We start from the raw sequence: 16,505 nt of genomic DNA, 5'->3' as shown, positions 1-16,505 counted from the left end.
AGTCGCCCACCCACGGGTATATTCCCCGGCATGAACGACCTCGCACGGCGCATCGACGCCGCTTTGCCGCAAACGCAGTGCACACGGTGCGGCTACCCCGACTGCGCCAGCTATGCCCAGGCCATTGCCAGCGCAGAGGCTGGCATCAACCAGTGCCCACCGGGCGGCGCCGAAGGCATTGAGCGCCTCGCTGCAATCACCGGCCTGCCGATCATCCCTTTGAACACAGCCCACGGCATTGAAGGGCCACTCACCGTGGCCGTGATCGATGAGGACTGGTGCATTGGTTGCACGCTGTGCATCAAAGCCTGCCCCACCGACGCCATTGTGGGCAGCAACAAGCTGATGCACACGGTCATTGAGCCGTATTGCACCGGGTGCGAGTTGTGCTTGCCCGTGTGCCCGGTGGACTGTATTTCCCTGGAGGTGGTCAGCGGTGAGCGCACGGGCTGGCAAGCCTGGACCGACACGCAAGCCGACCTGGCTCGCGGCCGCTACCAGCAACACCAGCAGCGCACCGCCCGCGAAGCCGTTGAGCACGGTGAGCGGCTCGAAGCCAAGGCCGAAATGAAGCTGGCCGATCTGGCCGCCCACTCGCAACACACCGACCCGGCCACCCTGGACAAAAAAAGGTCGGTGATTGAAGCTGCGCTGGCCCGTGCACGCGCCAAGCGCGACGCTTCAACGGGTTAGGTGCAAAGGCCCCGTCAGGCCGCGGCGGCCAGCACCGACGACTTGTAGACACCACAACCCACGTAAAGGTCATCCACCTGGGTCACGTAAGACATTTTGGTCTGGATGCTCCCATTGACCGGGTTGACAATGTCGTACTCCACCCAGCCCGGGGCCACTTCTGCCTGGGTGACGATGGCCTGCAGCAGTGCCTCGCCGTCCACGCCGGCAATGTCCTGCACCCGGTTGCCCACCTTGTCGGGTTTGCCACCAAAGGCACGGTACACGCCGTTACGATCAAGCGCAAACACATACATGTCGCGGTCGTGAAACGCCTTACCGGGGTCGCTCAAGTCGCGCACAAACGCGTCGCGCGACGCGCGGCTGCGGTGCTCCAACGCCAGTTCAACCAATGCCATGGCCTCTTCCGCGGTGCCCTGCTGCAACATGAACGACGACACAGCGCGCGACAAATGGGCGGCTCGCTCCTCCAGCTGGTTGGACTGCTGCACCGCACGCTCCACCATCTGCGCATTGCGCTGCGTGATCTCGTCAAGCTGCCCCACCGCGGAAGATATCTCGATCAAACCGGTGCTTTGCTCGGCGCTGGCTGCTGAAATGAGCGACATATTGGCCGCCACACCACGCACGCCATTGACGATTTCGGTGATGTTGCCGCCCACGGCCCGAATTTGCCGAACACTGGTTTCCACCTGCGACGAAGACGCCTCGATGAGCTGGCGAATTTCTTTGGATGACGCTGCGGACCGCTGGGCCAGCGTGCGCACCTCGTTGGCCACCACGGCAAAGCCCCGGCCCTGTTCACCGGCACGCGCAGCCTCCACCGCGGCGTTGAGCGCGAGGATGTTGGTCTGAAAAGCCAGGCTGTCGATCACGCCGATGATTTCGTTCATCTGCTGGGCGCTCTTCTGAATCACTTCCACCGAGGTGACGGCACGCGCCATGGAAGCCGCACCCGACTCGGCCACATCGCGCACCTTGGACGCCTGGGCGTCTGAGTCGCTGGCGGTTTCGGCGTTCTGGTGCACTGTGCCCGAGAGCTCCTGCACGCTGGCGGCGGTTTGCTCCAGGTTGGCGGCCTGCTGCTCGGTGCGGTCGGCCAGGTCGCGGTTGCCCACGGCCAGGCTGCGGCCGGCGTGCGCCACCAACGCCGAGTTGCTGCGCACTTCGGCCACCATGCCGGAGAGGCTGCCGATCATGCGTTCCAGCAAGGTACCCAGCTCGGCCAGTTCGTCGCTGCCGCGCACACGCACATGCGCCCGCAAATTGCCCGCTGCGGTTTGGCCCATCACCTGAATCACGTTGCGGAAATCGCTGACGAAACTGAGATAGAAAGCCAGCATCAGATAAACCAGCAGAGCCATACCCAGCACCGTGGCACCCACCGCGACCTTGCGCAGAAACTGCAGGTGCTCAATGCGCTGGTTGAGCAGGCTGTCCAGACGCGACAAGACATCGGCCTGATAGCTGTTGACCAAACCAATCGCCTGTGTGCCGGCCGCGAAAAACGCATCTGCCTGCACAGCGCCCGGTGTGTCAAAGCTGCGACGCGCCAGCGACAAAAACGACGCCGTGCCAGCCAGAGCGGGTTCGCCTTTCAAGTCACCTTGTCCGTAGCGAGCCGCAAAGCCCATGGCAAACCGCAGGTCTTCGGTGTCGGCCTGGAGGTTATCGAATTGCAGGCGCAGGTTACCGACGGCATCGGCCTGCGGCTCAGGCAAGCCCAGCTGACCAGCGCCCATGCCCCGAATGCGTCCCAACGACTCACCCCAGCCAATCGTGTGAGCAACCACCATGTCCATCAGAAAGTAGGTGGCAGGCTCAGGATCAAACAACAGGTTGGAGCGCTCGCCCACGGTGTACACAAAGCGCCGCAGGTCGCCCACCAGCGCGGTATGCAGGGCAAACGACTCGGTTGCTGTGACTCTCTCAGTGGCCGCCAGGCCTTCCAGCCGTGTCTGCAAAGCGGTCCAGTCTTCGCCGAGTGAGAAGTCGGGGCGTTGCGCCAGCGCAGCCGCAGTGGCCGCTACCGCTTGGCCCAGCTCGGCACGGGCCTGAGCCAGCGGTGCGCGGGCAGACGCAACCCCCGAGAGCAACATATGGGTTTGGCCGCGGTGGGTTTGCACAATTTTGACCACCTGGGTCAACGCGCCAATGGCACGCGAGCCGTCGGTCTCGCTCTGCGTGAATCGAATGTCTGCGCCCAGTCGCTGCACCAACAACAGGGACGTGATGACCAGCGGAACCAACAGGACGGCTGCCAGCAAACCCAGCTTGGTCGGTAGTCGCAGGCGTCGCATCAGCCAGATGCCAGGGTAAAAGGCTTTGAAAAAAAACATGCGCACCCAGTTCCTGTTGATTGGCCAATAAGACGTGGTATCGGTACCAGAACGGCAAGCTTTAAGACCTTTGCCCCAGCCGGTAGAAATGGTTCCCTGAACGGCCTTGGAACCGCACGAGACCCAAGCTCGTTCAGTGCAAAAACGGAATACCCGACTGCCGGGCTTCGTAGCGCCTGAACAGCTGGACCGCCATCAGCCGCAGGGTGTCGTCGGCCAGGCTGTGTGCATGCACCAGCTGCTGTAGCGCATAGCGGCGGTCGCACATCATCAGCGCACGGCTCACACACATGCCATGGCTGGACATGCGCAGGGTGAACGTCTCCAGCAGATCCTGCGGCCATGGCATGGCCAGCTCGCGTTCGCGCCAGTTGGGCGAGCGCTGCGCCCAGCGCTCGTCACCCTGTGCCAAAAGCGCATGCGGGTCGGCTGACAACGGCGTGGCTGACGGTTGGGGTGAGGTATCCATGGTGCGCTCCTGTTGCGTTGAAACAGGTCTTCGAGTGCGGTGTGTGCGAAGACCCCTTGTGCCTCTAGCGTACGGACTGCCGCACCCAACGTTGCGTTGAACAAAGCCACTATTTCGGCCTTGTTGCCTTCTTCGGTCCACCGCCATGCTTGCTCCGCACAGGAGCCACGCCACCGATTTGCGACAATTCGGCCATGCACACCGCTTTGACACGCCTCATCAAACTGACTGCCGAGCCAGCCGGCCGCCCGGTAACAGACCACCCCAAACCCGAGCGACGGGTTCTGGGCAATCCGATGCGCGAAACATGGAACAGGGTGGACACCGCGCTGCCCGCCGGCCAGGTGTTTTGTGGGGTGTGGCGCTGTGAACCCGGGCGCTGGCGCATTGCCATGGGCGACACCGAGCGCGAGCTGTTCACCGTGCTGCAGGGGCGGTGCCGGGTGCACGACGCTCAAGGTGGCTTCGAGGAAGCTGGCCCGGGTGAAGGCATCTACCTACCGCCGGGCTTTACCGGCGAATTTGAGGTGTTGGAAATGCTCACCAAAACGTACATGATTTGTGAGTAGGTCGACCGTACCAGCCATGTAAAAAGCCCTGCGGCGTGAACGCCAGCAGGGCTTTTTTGAGGGTGACAGTCCGTCAGGTCGGCTGGGCCGCCAACTGAGCAAAGGCGCTCACCACCTCGGGCGGGGCCTGCACCAGTTCGATCAGCACGCCTTCGCCTGCAACCGGAAACTCTTCATTGGCCTTGGGGTGCAAAAACGTGATGTCAAAGCCCGCTGCGCCCTTGCGAATGCCGCCCGGGGCAAACCGCACGCCCTGCGCCGTGAGCCACTCAACGGCCACCGGCAGGTTGTCGATCCACAGGCCAATGTGGTTGAGTGGCGTGGTATGAACCGCGGGCTTTTTATCCGGGTCGATGGGCTGCATCAGATCAACCTCGACCTTGAACGGGCCGCTGCCGATGGCGCAGATATCCTCATCGACGTTCTCGCGCTCGCTCTGAAAGGTGCCGATTTTTTCCAGCCCCAGCATGTCCACCCACAGCGTTTGCAGGCGCAGTTTGTCGGGGCCACCGATGGCAATTTGTTGGATGCCCAGCACCTTGAACGGACGTGGTGTACCTTTCATTTTTCAAACTCCACGATCGGCTGATCGACCACCAGGCTTTCGCCCTTGGACGCCAGCACCTTGGACACGACGCCATCGGCGGCAGCGAACAACACGTTCTCCATCTTCATGGCTTCAATCACGGCCACGCGCTCGCCAGCCTGCACCTTTTGGCCCACCTGCACCGCCACATCGACCAGCAAGCCGGGCATGGGCGAGAGCACGTACTTGCTCATATCGGGCGCGGCCTTGAAGGGCATCAGCTTGTGCAGTTCGGCCATGCGGCGCGACACCACCACGGTCTCAATGCGCGTGCCGTTGTGCTGCACCACCAGGGCCAGCGGGTTGCGCAGCGTACCGCGCTCCACCTGCGCGGTGAACGGCTGGCCGTTGCACTCGCCGGTGATGCAAATGTCGTTCAGCCGCGAACCGCTGCTGATGGCAAAGCGCTTGCCCTCCACCGTCACCACCGCAGAACCCACCTGGCCCAGCACCTCGTCCACGTGCACGGCCGTGTAGCGGTTTTCACCGCTGGTGCCCATGGTGATCACACTGAAATCGTGACCGACCTTGACCCCATAACCTGGCAGCTGGCCGGTGAGGCCCGCTGCACGCTCGCGCGACTTGCGGCGCACGAAGGCAGCCAGCGCCACCAGAAAGTCGGCGTCGTCATGCGGCACATCTTCGGCCCGGAAGCCCTGGCTGTACTGCTCGGCAATAAAGCCCGTGTTGAAATCACCCGACACAAATTTGGGGTGGGCCAGCAGCGCGGCCTGGAACGGGATGTTGCTGCTGATGCCCCGAATGACGAAGCCGTTGAGCGCTTCGCGCATCTTGGCAATCGCCTCGTTTCGGTCTTTGCCGTGCACGATCAGCTTGGCGATCATCGAGTCGTAAAACATCGGAATCTCACCGCCATCGACCACGCCGGTGTCCACGCGCACGCCGTAAAGCGCATCGGTGTTGGACTGGAACATGGTCTGCGCAGGCGGCGCAAAACGCACCAGGCGCCCGGTGCTGGGCAGGAAGTTGCGAAACGGATCTTCCGCGTTGATGCGGCATTCGATTGCCCAGCCGTTGCGCTGCACCTGGTCTTGCGTGAGCGGCAGCTTTTCACCGGCGGCCACGCGAATCATCAGCTCCACCAGGTCCAGCCCGGTGATGCACTCGGTCACCGGGTGCTCCACCTGCAGGCGGGTGTTCATTTCCAGGAAATAGAAGTCCTGGTCTTTGCCCACCACAAATTCCACTGTGCCCGCGCTCTGGTATTTCACGGCCTTGGCCAGGGCCACGGCCTGCTCGCCCATCGCCTTGCGCGTGGCGTCGGAGATGAACGGTGACGGCGCCTCTTCAATCACCTTCTGGTGGCGGCGCTGAATGGAGCACTCGCGCTCGTTCAGGTAGATCACGTTGCCGTGCGAATCGCCCAGCACCTGGATCTCGATGTGGCGCGGCTCCAGCACGTATTTTTCGATGAACACGCGGTCGTCGCCAAAGCTGTTGCGCGCTTCATTGCGGCAGCTGGTGAAGCCCTCGAATGCTTCCTTGTCGTTGAAGGCCACACGCAGGCCCTTGCCACCGCCGCCGGCCGAGGCCTTGATCATCACGGGGTAGCCGATGTCTTTGGCAATCTCGACTGCGCGCTCTGCCGTTTCAATGGCGTCGTTCCAGCCAGGGATGGTGTTCACCTTGGCTTCCAGCGCCAGCTTCTTGGACGCGATCTTGTCGCCCATGGCTGCGATGGAGAAATGGCGCGGACCGATGAAGGCAATGCCCTCGTCTTCACAGCGCTTGGCAAAGGCTTCGTTTTCGCTCAGAAAACCGTAGCCCGGGTGGATGGCTTGCGCGCCCGTGGCCTTGGCCGCGGCAATGATCTTGTCGGCCACAAGGTAGGACTCGCGCGACGCAGCGGGGCCAATCAGCACAGCTTCGTCGGCCAGTGCCACATGGCGGGCTTCCTTGTCGGCCTCGGAATACACCGCCACGGTGGCAATGCCCATCTTCTTGGCGGTGGCGATAACGCGGCAGGCGATTTCGCCACGGTTGGCGATCAGAATTTTGGTAAACATGTTCTGCTTCTCTTTCGTGATCAGAGTGGAATGTTCCCGTGCTTGCGCCACGGGTTCTCAATCTTCTTGTCCTTCAACATCACCAGGCTGCGGCAAATGCGCTTGCGGGTGTTGTGCGGCATGATCACGTCGTCGATATAGCCCCGGTTCGCGGCCACAAAGGGGTTGGCGAAACGCGCCTTGTATTCGGCTTCCTTGGCGGCCAGCTTTTCGGGGTCGCCCTTGTCTTCGCGGAAGATGATTTCCACCGCGCCTTTGGCGCCCATGACCGCAATCTCGGCGTTGGGCCAGGCCAAGTTCACGTCGCCGCGCAGGTGCTTGGAGGCCATCACGTCGTACGCGCCGCCGTAGGCTTTGCGGGTGATCACGGTGATTTTCGGCACGGTGCATTCAGCATACGCGTAGAGCAACTTGGCGCCGTGTTTGATGATGCCGCCAAACTCTTGCGAGGTACCGGGCATGAAGCCGGGCACGTCCACAAAGGTGATCACCGGGATGTTGAAGGCATCGCAGAAACGCACGAAGCGCGCCGCCTTGATGCTCGACTTGATGTCCAGGCAACCGGCCAGCACCAGGGGCTGGTTGGCCACGATGCCCACCGTCTGGCCGTCCATGCGGGCAAAGCCAATCAGGATGTTCTTGGCGTACTCGGGCTGCAGCTCGAAAAAGTCGCCGTCGTCCACCGTCTTGACGATCAGCTCCTTCATGTCGTAGGGCTTGTTCGGGTTTTCGGGCACCAGGGTGTCCAGGCTCATCTCGGCGCGGTCAATCGGATCGCCACTGGGGCGCACCGGGGCTTTTTCGCGGTTGGACAGCGGCAGGTAGTTGTAGAGGCGGCGCAACATCAGCAGCGCTTCCACATCGTTCTCAAACGCCAGATCGGCGACGCCGCTCTTGGTGGTGTGCGTCACGGCCCCACCCAGCTCTTCGGCGGTCACTTCCTCGTGCGTCACGGTCTTCACCACCTCGGGGCCGGTGACGAACATGTAGCTCGAATCCTTCACCATGAAGATGAAGTCGGTCATGGCGGGCGAGTACACCGCACCACCGGCGGACGGACCCATGATCATGCTGATCTGCGGCACCACGCCGCTGGCCATCACGTTGCGCTGGAACACCTCGGCGTAACCGCCCAGCGATGCAACGCCTTCCTGGATGCGGGCGCCGCCCGAATCGTTCAGGCCAATCACCGGTGCGCCGACCTTCATAGCCTGGTCCATGATCTTGCAAATCTTTTCGGCATGCGCTTCGGACAACGCACCGCCAAACACCGTGAAGTCCTGGCTGAACACGAACACCAGGCGGCCATTGATCATGCCGTAGCCGGTCACCACGCCATCGCTCGGAATCTTGTTGTCCTGCATGCCGAAGTCGGTGCAGCGGTGCTCAACAAACATGTCCCACTCTTCAAAGCTGCCTTCGTCCAACAGCACTTCCAGTCGCTCACGCGCCGTGAGTTTGCCTTTGGCGTGCTGCGCGTCGATGCGCTTTTGCCCGCCACCCAGGCGGGCGGCTGCGCGCTTTTTCTCAAGTTGTTCAAGGATTTCTTGCATGGGGGTTCTCCAGAAAAATCGGTTCGGATTCAGTCAAACAATTCAAGCAGCTGGCGCGCTGCGGTGGAGGCTGGTAATTGGCCTGCCAACACGCGCCGGGTGGTTTCCTCCAGCCGTGCGCGGATCTGCGGGTGCTCGCGAAAGCGTTGTTTCAGACCCGCGTCAATGCGCTCCCACATCCAGGCGCCGGCCTGGCTCTGGCGGCGCGCAGTGAGCCGGCCATTGGCCGTTTGAAGGGTCTGAAAGCGGCTCACCTCGCGCCAAAAACCATCCACGCCTCGGTTGTGCAGGGCGCTGATTTCAATCACCTGTGGGTGCCAGATGGTGTCGTCGTGATGTGCATGTTCTGAGCGGCCATGCAACCCGAGCAGACGCAGCGACGACGTGATCTGCGCGCGGGCGCGCGTGGCAGCGTCGGGGTCGATATCGGCCTTGTTGATCACCACCAGGTCGGCCAACTCCATCACGCCTTTTTTGATCGCCTGCAGGTCGTCACCGGCGTTGGGCAACTGCAACAGCACAAACATGTCGGTCATGTTCGACACCGCCGTCTCACTCTGGCCCACGCCCACGGTTTCCACCATCACGATGTCGTAGCCAGCGGCTTCGCAGACCAGCATGGCCTCGCGTGTTTTCTCGGCCACGCCACCCAGCGTGCCGCTGCTCGGGCTGGGGCGGATGTAGGCGTGCTCATGCACGCTCAGGTGTTCCATGCGGGTCTTGTCGCCCAGGATAGAGCCGCCCGACACGGTGGAAGAAGGGTCGATGGTCAGCACCGCCACGCGGTGGCCGAGGCCAATGAGGTACAGCCCCAGCGCCTCGATGAAGGTGCTTTTACCGACCCCAGGCACACCGCTGATGCCGAGCCGAAAAGACTTTCCGGTGTGCGGTAGCAACGCGGTCAACAGCTCATCACCCTGCGCACGGTGGTCGGTGCGGGTCGATTCAAGCAGCGTGATGGCCTTGGCCATGGCGCGGCGCTGGACCATGGGCTGACCCGCGAGGATGTTTTGCGTGAGCCCTTCGACAAGCTCAGGGCGAACGGTGTTTTTTTCGGTCACGCCCCCCGACCGTTCGGGCTGAGCCTGTCGAAGCCCTGGCACTTGGGTGGTCCCTTCGACAAACTCGGGGCGAACGGTATTTTTTTCGCGCTCAACGCCCACCCGTTCGGGCTGAGCTTGTCGAAGCCCTTTTGCGGTCTGGCCATTTGAATGAGCCAGTTCCTTGATACGCTCCCAGCCCCCCCCGATCAGTGCCTCTTTCTTGGCACGCGACCAGCCCTTGATCTGCAACTCAAACGCCAGCGCCCCCTCACGCGTTTCAAACTCGCCGTGCCAGACCATCTGCAACGGATGGCGCGTGGCGGTGTAACCGGTGTCTGCGGATTCGTGTTGGTGCAACCGTGCTTCGAGCGAGTCGGTGTGCCCCGCGTAAAGCGAGCCATCACCGCAACGCAGCAGGTAGACGAAAAAAGGTTTCACGAGGTGGAGTGTGTGAAGGCTTCGACAGGCTCAGCCCGAACGGAATGGTGGGACTCGCCTAAAAAATTCAAGCCTGCCCCAGAGCCTTCTTGATCTGCTCCAGCACATCTTTGGCACTGGCCGGAATGGGGGTACCCGGGCCGTAGATGCCCTTGACACCCGCTTCGTACAGCATCTCGTAGTCTTGGCGCGGAATGACGCCGCCCACGAACACGATGATGTCGTCGGCGCCCTGCTTCTTCAGCTCGGCAATGATGGCCGGCACCAAGGTTTTGTGGCCGGCGGCCAAGGTGGAAACACCCACAGCGTGCACGTCGTTCTCAATCGCCTGGCGGGCGCACTCTTCGGGTGTTTGAAACAGCGGGCCCATGTCGACGTCGAAACCCAGGTCGGCAAAGGCCGTGGCCACCACCTTGGCCCCGCGGTCGTGACCATCTTGGCCGAGCTTGCTGATCATCACGCGCGGGCGGCGGCCTTGTGCGGTGGCGAAATCGTTGATCTCGCCCTTCAGGGCGTCCCAGCCTTCGGCAGAGTCGTAAGCGGCAGCGTACACACCGGTCACCTTTTGCGTGTCGGCGCGGTGGCGCCCAAAAACTTTTTCCAGCGCATCGCTCACCTCGCCCACCGTGGCGCGCAGGCGCATGGCCTGGATGGTGAGATCCAGCAAATTGCCCTGGCCGGATTCGGCTGCTGTGGTCAGCGCATTGAGCGCCGCTTCGACCTGGGCGGTATCGCGGCTGGCCTTGATGGCCTGCAAGCGGGCGATCTGGCCGTCGCGCACCGCCACGTTGTCGATGTCGCGCGCCTCAATCGCGTCTTCGGTCTTGAGCTTGTATTTGTTGACGCCGACGATCACGTCCTTGCCGCTGTCGATGCGGGCCTGCTTCTCGGCCGCAGCGGCTTCGATCTTGAGCTTGGCCCAGCCGCTGTCCACGGCTTTGGTCATGCCGCCCATGGCTTCCACTTCTTCGATGATGGCCCAGGCTTTGTCGGCCATTTCTTGCGTCAGGCTCTCCATCATGTAGCTGCCGGCCCAGGGGTCGACCACGCTGGTGATGTGGGTCTCTTCCTGGATCACCAGCTGCGTGTTACGGGCGATGCGCGAACTGGTGTCGGTGGGCAGCGCAATGGCTTCGTCGAAGGCGTTGGTGTGCAGGCTTTGCGTGCCGCCGAACACGGCCGCCATGGCTTCGATGGTGGTGCGCACCACGTTGTTGTACGGGTCTTGCTCGGTGAGCGACCAGCCCGAGGTCTGGCAGTGCGTGCGCAGCATCAGGCTCTTCGGGTTCTTGGCGTCGAAGCCTTTCATGATGCGGCACCACAGCAGCCGGGCCGCGCGCATCTTGGCGATCTCCAGGTAGAAGTTCATGCCGATCGCCCAGAAGAACGAGAGGCGCCCGGCAAAGCCGTCCACGTCCATGCCCTTGGCCATCGCCGTCTTCACATATTCCTTGCCATCGGCCAGGGTGAAGGCCAGTTCCAGCGCCTGGTTGGCGCCGGCTTCCTGCATGTGGTAACCGCTGATGCTGATCGAGTTGAACTTGGGCATGTGCTGCGCCGTGTACTCGATGATGTCGCCGATGATCTTCATGCTCGGCTCGGGCGGGTAGATGTAGGTGTTGCGCACCATGAACTCTTTCAGAATGTCGTTCTGAATCGTTCCGCTCAATTTGTCTTGAGAAACGCCCTGCTCTTCGGCCGCCACCACGTAGCCGGCCAGCACCGGCAGCACGGCGCCGTTCATGGTCATCGAGACAGACACCTTGTCGAGCGGAATCTGGTCAAACAAGACCTTCATGTCTTCTACAGAGTCGATGGCCACGCCCGCCTTGCCCACATCACCCGTCACCCGCGGGTGGTCGCTGTCGTAACCCCGGTGCGTGGCCAGGTCGAAAGCCACCGACACGCCTTGCCCGCCCGCGGCCAGCGCCTTGCGGTAGAACGCGTTGGATTCTTCGGCGGTGGAGAAACCGGCGTATTGCCGAATCGTCCAAGGGCGCACCGCGTACATGGTGGCCTGCGGGCCACGAATGAAAGGCTCAAAACCGGGCAGAGTGTTGGTGTACGGCAGGTTGGCCGTGTCTTCGGCCGTGTACAGCGGCTTCACGCTGATGCCATCGGGCGTCAACCAATTCAGGGCGTTCACGTCACCGCCGGGAGCGGATTTCTGGGCCGCCTTCGTCCAGGCTTCCAGGTTGGCGGGGTTGAATTCGGGCGTGTTCTGGCTCATGGCGGGCGGTGGGTTGTTCGGTACAGAAATGACAGCGGCTGCGACCGCGGCAGGCAACATTTTATATCATTCATAATTATTGATGCAAAATATTCCTGCTGACTTACAATCAGCCACTTATACAAAGCCCTGTCACACCACCCATGTCTGCCCTGTCACTGGCGCCGCGCGCCCTGTACGAAGAAGTCGCCGAGCTGCTGCGCCAACGCATCTTCAGCCGCGAGCTGGAGCCTGGCAGCTGGATCGACGAACTGAAGATTGCCGAGGAATACGGCATCAGCCGCACACCGCTGCGCGAAGCCCTCAAGGTGCTGGCCGCTGAAGGTCTGGTGACCATGAAAGTGCGGCGCGGAGCTTACGTGACGGAAGTGTCCGACAAAGACTTGGCCGATGTGTACCACCTGCTGGCGCTGCTGGAGTCCGACGCCGCTGCCGTCGTGGCCCAGCGCGGCACCGACGCGGAGCACGCCGAGTTGCAAAACTTGCACACCGAACTGGAAGCGGCCACCGCCGAGCGCGATCGCTTCTTTGCCATCAACGAGCGCTTTCACATGCGGTTGCTGGAAATCGCCAACAACCGCTGGCGCGAGCAGATGGTGGCAGACCTGCGCAAAGTGATGAAGCTCAACCGGCACAACTCGTTGCTCAAGAGCGGTCGAATAGACGATTCACTGGCCGAACACCGCGCCGTGATGGCCGCGTTGCTGGCGCGAGACGCAGCGCTCACGCAGCAGCGCATGCACGCGCATTTTCGCAACGGGCTGGAAGCCGCAACCTGAGCGGCCACGACGCAGCGCCAGTCTTTTTGGCGGCCCAGGCACGGCGCCGCAGAGGCTTCACTTGCCGTTGATACCCAACAGTTCAACCTCAAACACCAAGGTGGCATTGGGCGGAATCACACCGCCGGCACCGCGCTCACCGTAAGCGATCTGGCTGGGGCAGGTGAGCTTGGCTTTGCCGCCAAGCTTCATGCGCTGCACGCCCTCGGTCCAGCAGGGAATCACGCGGTTCAAGGGAAATTCAATCGGCGTGCCGCGCGAATAGGAGCTGTCAAACTCTTTGCCGTCCGGGAACGTGCCTTTGTAGTGCACCTTGACCGTGTCGGTCGCCCCGGGGCTGGCGCCGCCGCCTTCTTTGAGCACACGGTAGACCAGACCAGACTTCGTGACCAGCGCGCCGGCCTCTTTGGCGGCCGCGTCCAGTACGGCATTTTGAGCCGCAGCGGGCACAGCGCTGAGGCTGACCGCCAAGGCGGCGCAGCTGAGTAGAAAACGGTTCATGGTGGGTTCTTTCAAAGGGTTGAAACCAGGGGTTCGGGTTGAAGTTCTTCGCCAGCGGTCCTGACGTGTGCCTGGGCCATGGCCCAGACCTCGCGCGCTGGCAACGGTTTGAGGTGGTGATCGCTCCACACCTGGCGCCATTTGCGCGCACCGTGCAAGCCGTGGCGCAGGCCCAGCATGTGGCTGGCAATCGAATACCAGGGCGCGCCGTCTTCCTGCGCAGTCCGTTCCATGTAGTCCACCATCGCCAGCTCCACCGCTTCGCGGGTCGGCGTGGTGCGCGTGTCGTCTCCGTAAAAACGATCGTCCCAATCCACCATCAACCAGGGGTTGTGATACGCCTCGCGCCCGATCATCACGCCGTCCACGTGAGCCAGCTGCTCGGCGATTTGTTCGTTGGTGGTGATGCCGCCGTTCACCGCAATGGTGAGGTGCGGAAAGTCCAGCTTGAGGCGGTGGGCCAGCTCGTAGCGCAGCGGTGGAATCTCGCGGTTCTCTTTGGGCGACAGGCCTTGCAGCCAGGCGTTGCGCGCATGCACCAGAAACACCTGGCAGCCGCCTTCGGCCACGGTGCCCACGAAGTCGCGCACAAAATCGTAGCTTTCCACCCTGTCAATGCCGATGCGGTGTTTGACCGTGACCGGAATGTCCACCACATCCATCATGGCTTTGACGCAGTCGCGCACCAGCGCCGCTTCGCCCATGAGGCAGGCCCCAAAGGCACCCCGCAAAACGCGCTCACTCGGGCAGCCGCAGTTCAAATTGATCTCGTCATAGCCTCGGTCCTGACCCAGCTTGGCGCAGATGGCCAGATCGGCCGGATCGCTGCCACCGAGCTGCAGCGCCACCGGGTGCTCTTCGGTGTTGAAGTTCAGATGCTGCGCCGCATTGCCATGAATCAGCGCACCGGTGGTCACCATCTCGGTGTAGAGCAGCGTGTGGCGCGTGAGCAGACGGTGAAAGTAGCGGCAATGTCGATCGGTCCACCCCATCATGGGGGCAACCGACAGACGCCAGGGGGAAACGTTTGAAGACATCATGCGATTATCCCAGCAGCCACAAAAAACCCCGCCGAAGCGGGGTGGGTGCTGGAGGGGTGTTCACCCAGGGCACAGCGGATCCGGCTCCGCCGGTCCGCCAGTGCCGCCCCCTGGGGGGTGACGGGCGAAGCCCGGCGCGGGGAGAGCCCTCAACCCATGTGCAAACCGCCGTTGACCGAGAAGTCAGCGCCGGTGGCGTAGCCACCTTCGTCCGACGCCAGCCAGGCGATGATGGAGGCGATTTCGCTGGGCTTGCCCAGGCGCTTCACCGGCACCGTGGCGACGATCTTTTCCAGCACATCGGGGCGAATGGCATTGACCATGTCGGTGCCAATATAGCCCGGGCTCACGGTGTTGACCGTCACGCCTTTGGTGGCCAGCTCTTGCGCCAGAGCCATCGAGAAACCGTGCATGCCGGCCTTGGCTGCCGAGTAGTTGGTCTGACCGGCCTGGCCTTTTTCACCGTTTACCGACGAGATGTTGATGATGCGGCCCCAGCCCTTTTCCACCATGTCGGCCACTACCTGCTTGGTCACGTTGAACATGGAGTCCAGGTTCGTGTTCATCACGGCGTCCCAGTCGTCGCGAGACATTTTGAGGAACATGCGATCCTTGGTGATACCAGCGTTGTTCACCAGCACGTCGATGCTGCCGTGCTCGGCCTTGGTCTTGGTGAAGGCTTCCACGGTGGAATCCCAGTCACCCACGTTGCCGACCGATGCGTAGAACGTGTAGCCCTGGGCTTTCTGCTCGTCGATCCATTTCTGGTGGTCGCGCGTTGGGCCACAGCCAGCGATGACTTTGAAGCCTTCGGCGTGAAGGCGCTGGCAAATAGCGGTTCCGATGCCGCCCATGCCGCCGGTGACGTACGCTACTTTTTGATTCATGTTGTTTGCTCCTCTAGGTGGTGCCGAAATGGCGGAAAAAAAACGATGTTGGCCAGGGATGCGCCAGCTCAGGCCAGCGCGGAAGCGGCTTTGCCGGGCCGCTGCTGGCGCCCCCTTGAGGGGGTGACGCCGCAGGCGGCGCGGGGGAGATTCAAATTCAGCGTTCCAGCGCCAGCGAAACGCCCATGCCGCCGCCAATGCACAGAGCCGCCAGACCCTTCTTGGCGTTGGTGCGCTGCATCTCGTGCAACAAGGTCACCAAAATGCGGCAACCGGACGCACCGATGGGGTGGCCGATGGCAATGGCGCCACCGTTCACGTTGACCTTGGCCGGGTCGATGTCCAGCGCCTGGTTCACGGCGCAAGCCTGCGCAGCAAAGGCTTCATTGAGTTCGAACAGGTCCACGTCTGACGCCTTCCAGCCCGCGCGGGCCAAGGCCTTTTGAGAGGCCGGTACCGGGCCCATGCCCATGGTGGCGGGGTCGAGGCCGCTGGTGCCAAAGGCGGCAATGCGCGCCAATGGCGTGAGGCCCAGAGCGGCGGCCTTCTTGGCGGTCATCACCATCACAGCAGCAGCGCCGTCGTTGATGCCCGAGGCGTTGCCCGCCGTGACCGAGCCGGCCTTGTCAAACGCGGGGCGCAGACCCGCCAGCACTTCGGCGGTGGTCTTGGAGTTGATGAACTCGTCGTTGTTGAACAGCACCGGGTCGCCCTTGCGCTGCGGAATGCTCACGCCCACGATTTCGTCCTTGAACTTGCCGGCGGCCTGCGCGGCTGCGGCTTTCGCCTGGCTGCCAGCGGCCAGTGCGTCCTGCATTTCGCGGGTGATGCCGTGGGCCTTGGCCACGTTTTCAGCGGTGATGCCCATGTGGTACTGGTTGTACACGTCCCACAGGCCGTCCACGATCATGGTGTCGACCATTTTCCAGTCGCCCATGCGCTGGCCGTCGCGGCTGCCGTTCAAGACGTGCGGGCTGGCGCTCATGTTTTCCTGACCACCGGCGATCACGATTTCGCTGTCGCCCCAGGCCACGGCCTGGGCAGCCAGCATCACGGCCTTCAGGCCGGAACCGCAAACGGCATTGATCGTCAACGCCGGCGTTTCTTTGGCCACACCGGCCTTCATCATGGCCTGGCGGGCCGGGTTCTGGCCCACGCCTGCGGCCAGAACCTGGCCCATGATGACTTCACCGATGGCGTCAACCGGCAGGCCGCTGCGCTCCAGCAGGGCTTTGATGACGATGGAGCCCAGCTCGGTAGCGGGCACCTTGGCGAGCGAGCCGCCGAATTTGCCCACGGCGGTGCGGGCTGCTGAAACGATGACGATGTCTTCCATATTTTTTCCTCGTTG

Annotated in this window: 14 protein-coding genes and 1 pseudogene; 3 read left to right on the top strand and 12 right to left on the bottom strand. The window is 62.5% G+C overall.

What is annotated here, in order from left to right; translation table 11 throughout:
- Nucleotides 1-30 precede the first annotated feature (30 nt).
- Nucleotides 31-693 (top strand): electron transport complex subunit RsxB, encoded by a 663-nt coding sequence (rsxB, locus tag AC4QBL_RS05525; protein ID WP_472899050.1) that lies wholly within the window; start codon nt 31-33, stop codon nt 691-693.
- A 14-nt stretch (nt 694-707) separates the two neighbouring features.
- On the opposite strand, the gene AC4QBL_RS05520 is transcribed toward rsxB, so the two are convergent.
- Together AC4QBL_RS05520 and AC4QBL_RS05515 are read right to left on the bottom strand one after the other, a co-directional pair.
- Nucleotides 708-3,032, bottom strand: coding sequence for a methyl-accepting chemotaxis protein (locus tag AC4QBL_RS05520; protein ID WP_472899049.1), 2,325 nt, complete (start codon nt 3,030-3,032; stop codon nt 708-710).
- A gap of 133 nt (nt 3,033-3,165) precedes the next feature.
- A complete protein-coding gene (locus AC4QBL_RS05515; protein ID WP_472899048.1) occupies nt 3,166-3,501 on the bottom strand; it encodes a hypothetical protein in 336 nt (111 codons plus the stop codon).
- A 194-nt stretch (nt 3,502-3,695) separates the two neighbouring features.
- Between AC4QBL_RS05515 and AC4QBL_RS05510 the strand changes: the two genes are divergently transcribed.
- On the top strand, nt 3,696-4,070 hold the full coding sequence (locus tag AC4QBL_RS05510; protein WP_472899047.1) for a cupin domain-containing protein: 375 nt from the start codon (nt 3,696-3,698) through the stop codon (nt 4,068-4,070).
- Nucleotides 4,071-4,143: 73 nt separating this feature from the next.
- On the opposite strand, the gene AC4QBL_RS05505 is transcribed toward AC4QBL_RS05510, so the two are convergent.
- The 6 genes and pseudogenes from AC4QBL_RS05505 to scpA form a co-directional block, all read right to left on the bottom strand.
- Nucleotides 4,144-4,635 (bottom strand): VOC family protein, encoded by a 492-nt coding sequence (locus tag AC4QBL_RS05505; RefSeq protein ID WP_472899046.1) that lies wholly within the window; start codon nt 4,633-4,635, stop codon nt 4,144-4,146.
- Complete coding sequence (locus AC4QBL_RS05500; RefSeq protein ID WP_472899045.1) at nt 4,632-6,683, bottom strand: acetyl-CoA carboxylase biotin carboxylase subunit; 2,052 nt, start codon at nt 6,681-6,683, stop codon at nt 4,632-4,634. Before AC4QBL_RS05500 ends, AC4QBL_RS05505 begins: the two co-directional genes overlap by 4 nt.
- A 20-nt stretch (nt 6,684-6,703) precedes the next feature.
- Nucleotides 6,704-8,236 carry an acyl-CoA carboxylase subunit beta gene (locus tag AC4QBL_RS05495; protein ID WP_472899044.1) on the bottom strand — a complete coding sequence of 511 codons (1,533 nt, stop codon included), beginning with the start codon at nt 8,234-8,236 and terminating at the stop codon, nt 6,704-6,706.
- Nucleotides 8,237-8,265: 29 nt separating this feature from the next.
- Entirely contained in the window at nt 8,266-9,225 is a 960-nt protein-coding gene (gene meaB, locus AC4QBL_RS05490) for a methylmalonyl Co-A mutase-associated GTPase MeaB (protein WP_492131653.1), read from the bottom strand.
- A 330-nt stretch (nt 9,226-9,555) separates the two neighbouring features.
- A pseudogene (locus tag AC4QBL_RS05485) lies at nt 9,556-9,717 on the bottom strand (GIY-YIG nuclease family protein); the annotation flags it as partial.
- Between the two features lie 67 nt (nt 9,718-9,784).
- Nucleotides 9,785-11,947: a methylmalonyl-CoA mutase gene (scpA, locus tag AC4QBL_RS05480; protein ID WP_472899043.1), complete on the bottom strand. Its 2,163-nt coding sequence runs from the start codon at nt 11,945-11,947 to the stop codon at nt 9,785-9,787.
- 143 nt (nt 11,948-12,090) lie between these two features.
- On the opposite strand from scpA, the gene AC4QBL_RS05475 reads away from it, so the two are divergent.
- Nucleotides 12,091-12,726 (top strand): GntR family transcriptional regulator, encoded by a 636-nt coding sequence (locus tag AC4QBL_RS05475; protein WP_472906441.1) that lies wholly within the window; start codon nt 12,091-12,093, stop codon nt 12,724-12,726.
- A gap of 57 nt (nt 12,727-12,783) precedes the next feature.
- Here AC4QBL_RS05475 and AC4QBL_RS05470 read toward each other — a convergent pair whose 3' ends face one another.
- The 4 genes from AC4QBL_RS05470 to AC4QBL_RS05455 form a co-directional block, all read right to left on the bottom strand.
- On the bottom strand, nt 12,784-13,227 hold the full coding sequence (locus tag AC4QBL_RS05470; RefSeq protein ID WP_472906442.1) for an FKBP-type peptidyl-prolyl cis-trans isomerase: 444 nt from the start codon (nt 13,225-13,227) through the stop codon (nt 12,784-12,786).
- Nucleotides 13,228-13,238: 11 nt separating this feature from the next.
- Nucleotides 13,239-14,222 carry a tRNA dihydrouridine(20/20a) synthase DusA gene (dusA, locus tag AC4QBL_RS05465; protein ID WP_492131636.1) on the bottom strand — a complete coding sequence of 328 codons (984 nt, stop codon included), beginning with the start codon at nt 14,220-14,222 and terminating at the stop codon, nt 13,239-13,241.
- Nucleotides 14,223-14,416: 194 nt separating this feature from the next.
- Nucleotides 14,417-15,154, bottom strand: coding sequence for an acetoacetyl-CoA reductase (gene phbB / locus AC4QBL_RS05460; RefSeq protein ID WP_472899029.1), 738 nt, complete (start codon nt 15,152-15,154; stop codon nt 14,417-14,419).
- A gap of 157 nt (nt 15,155-15,311) precedes the next feature.
- Entirely contained in the window at nt 15,312-16,490 is a 1,179-nt protein-coding gene (locus AC4QBL_RS05455) for an acetyl-CoA C-acetyltransferase (protein ID WP_472899028.1), read from the bottom strand.
- Nucleotides 16,491-16,505 lie beyond the last annotated feature (15 nt).

This window comes from Hydrogenophaga sp. L99 (genome assembly GCF_058731905.1).
Note: the sequence above shows the minus strand (reverse complement) of the source record. Positions and strands in the feature narration are given on the sequence as shown.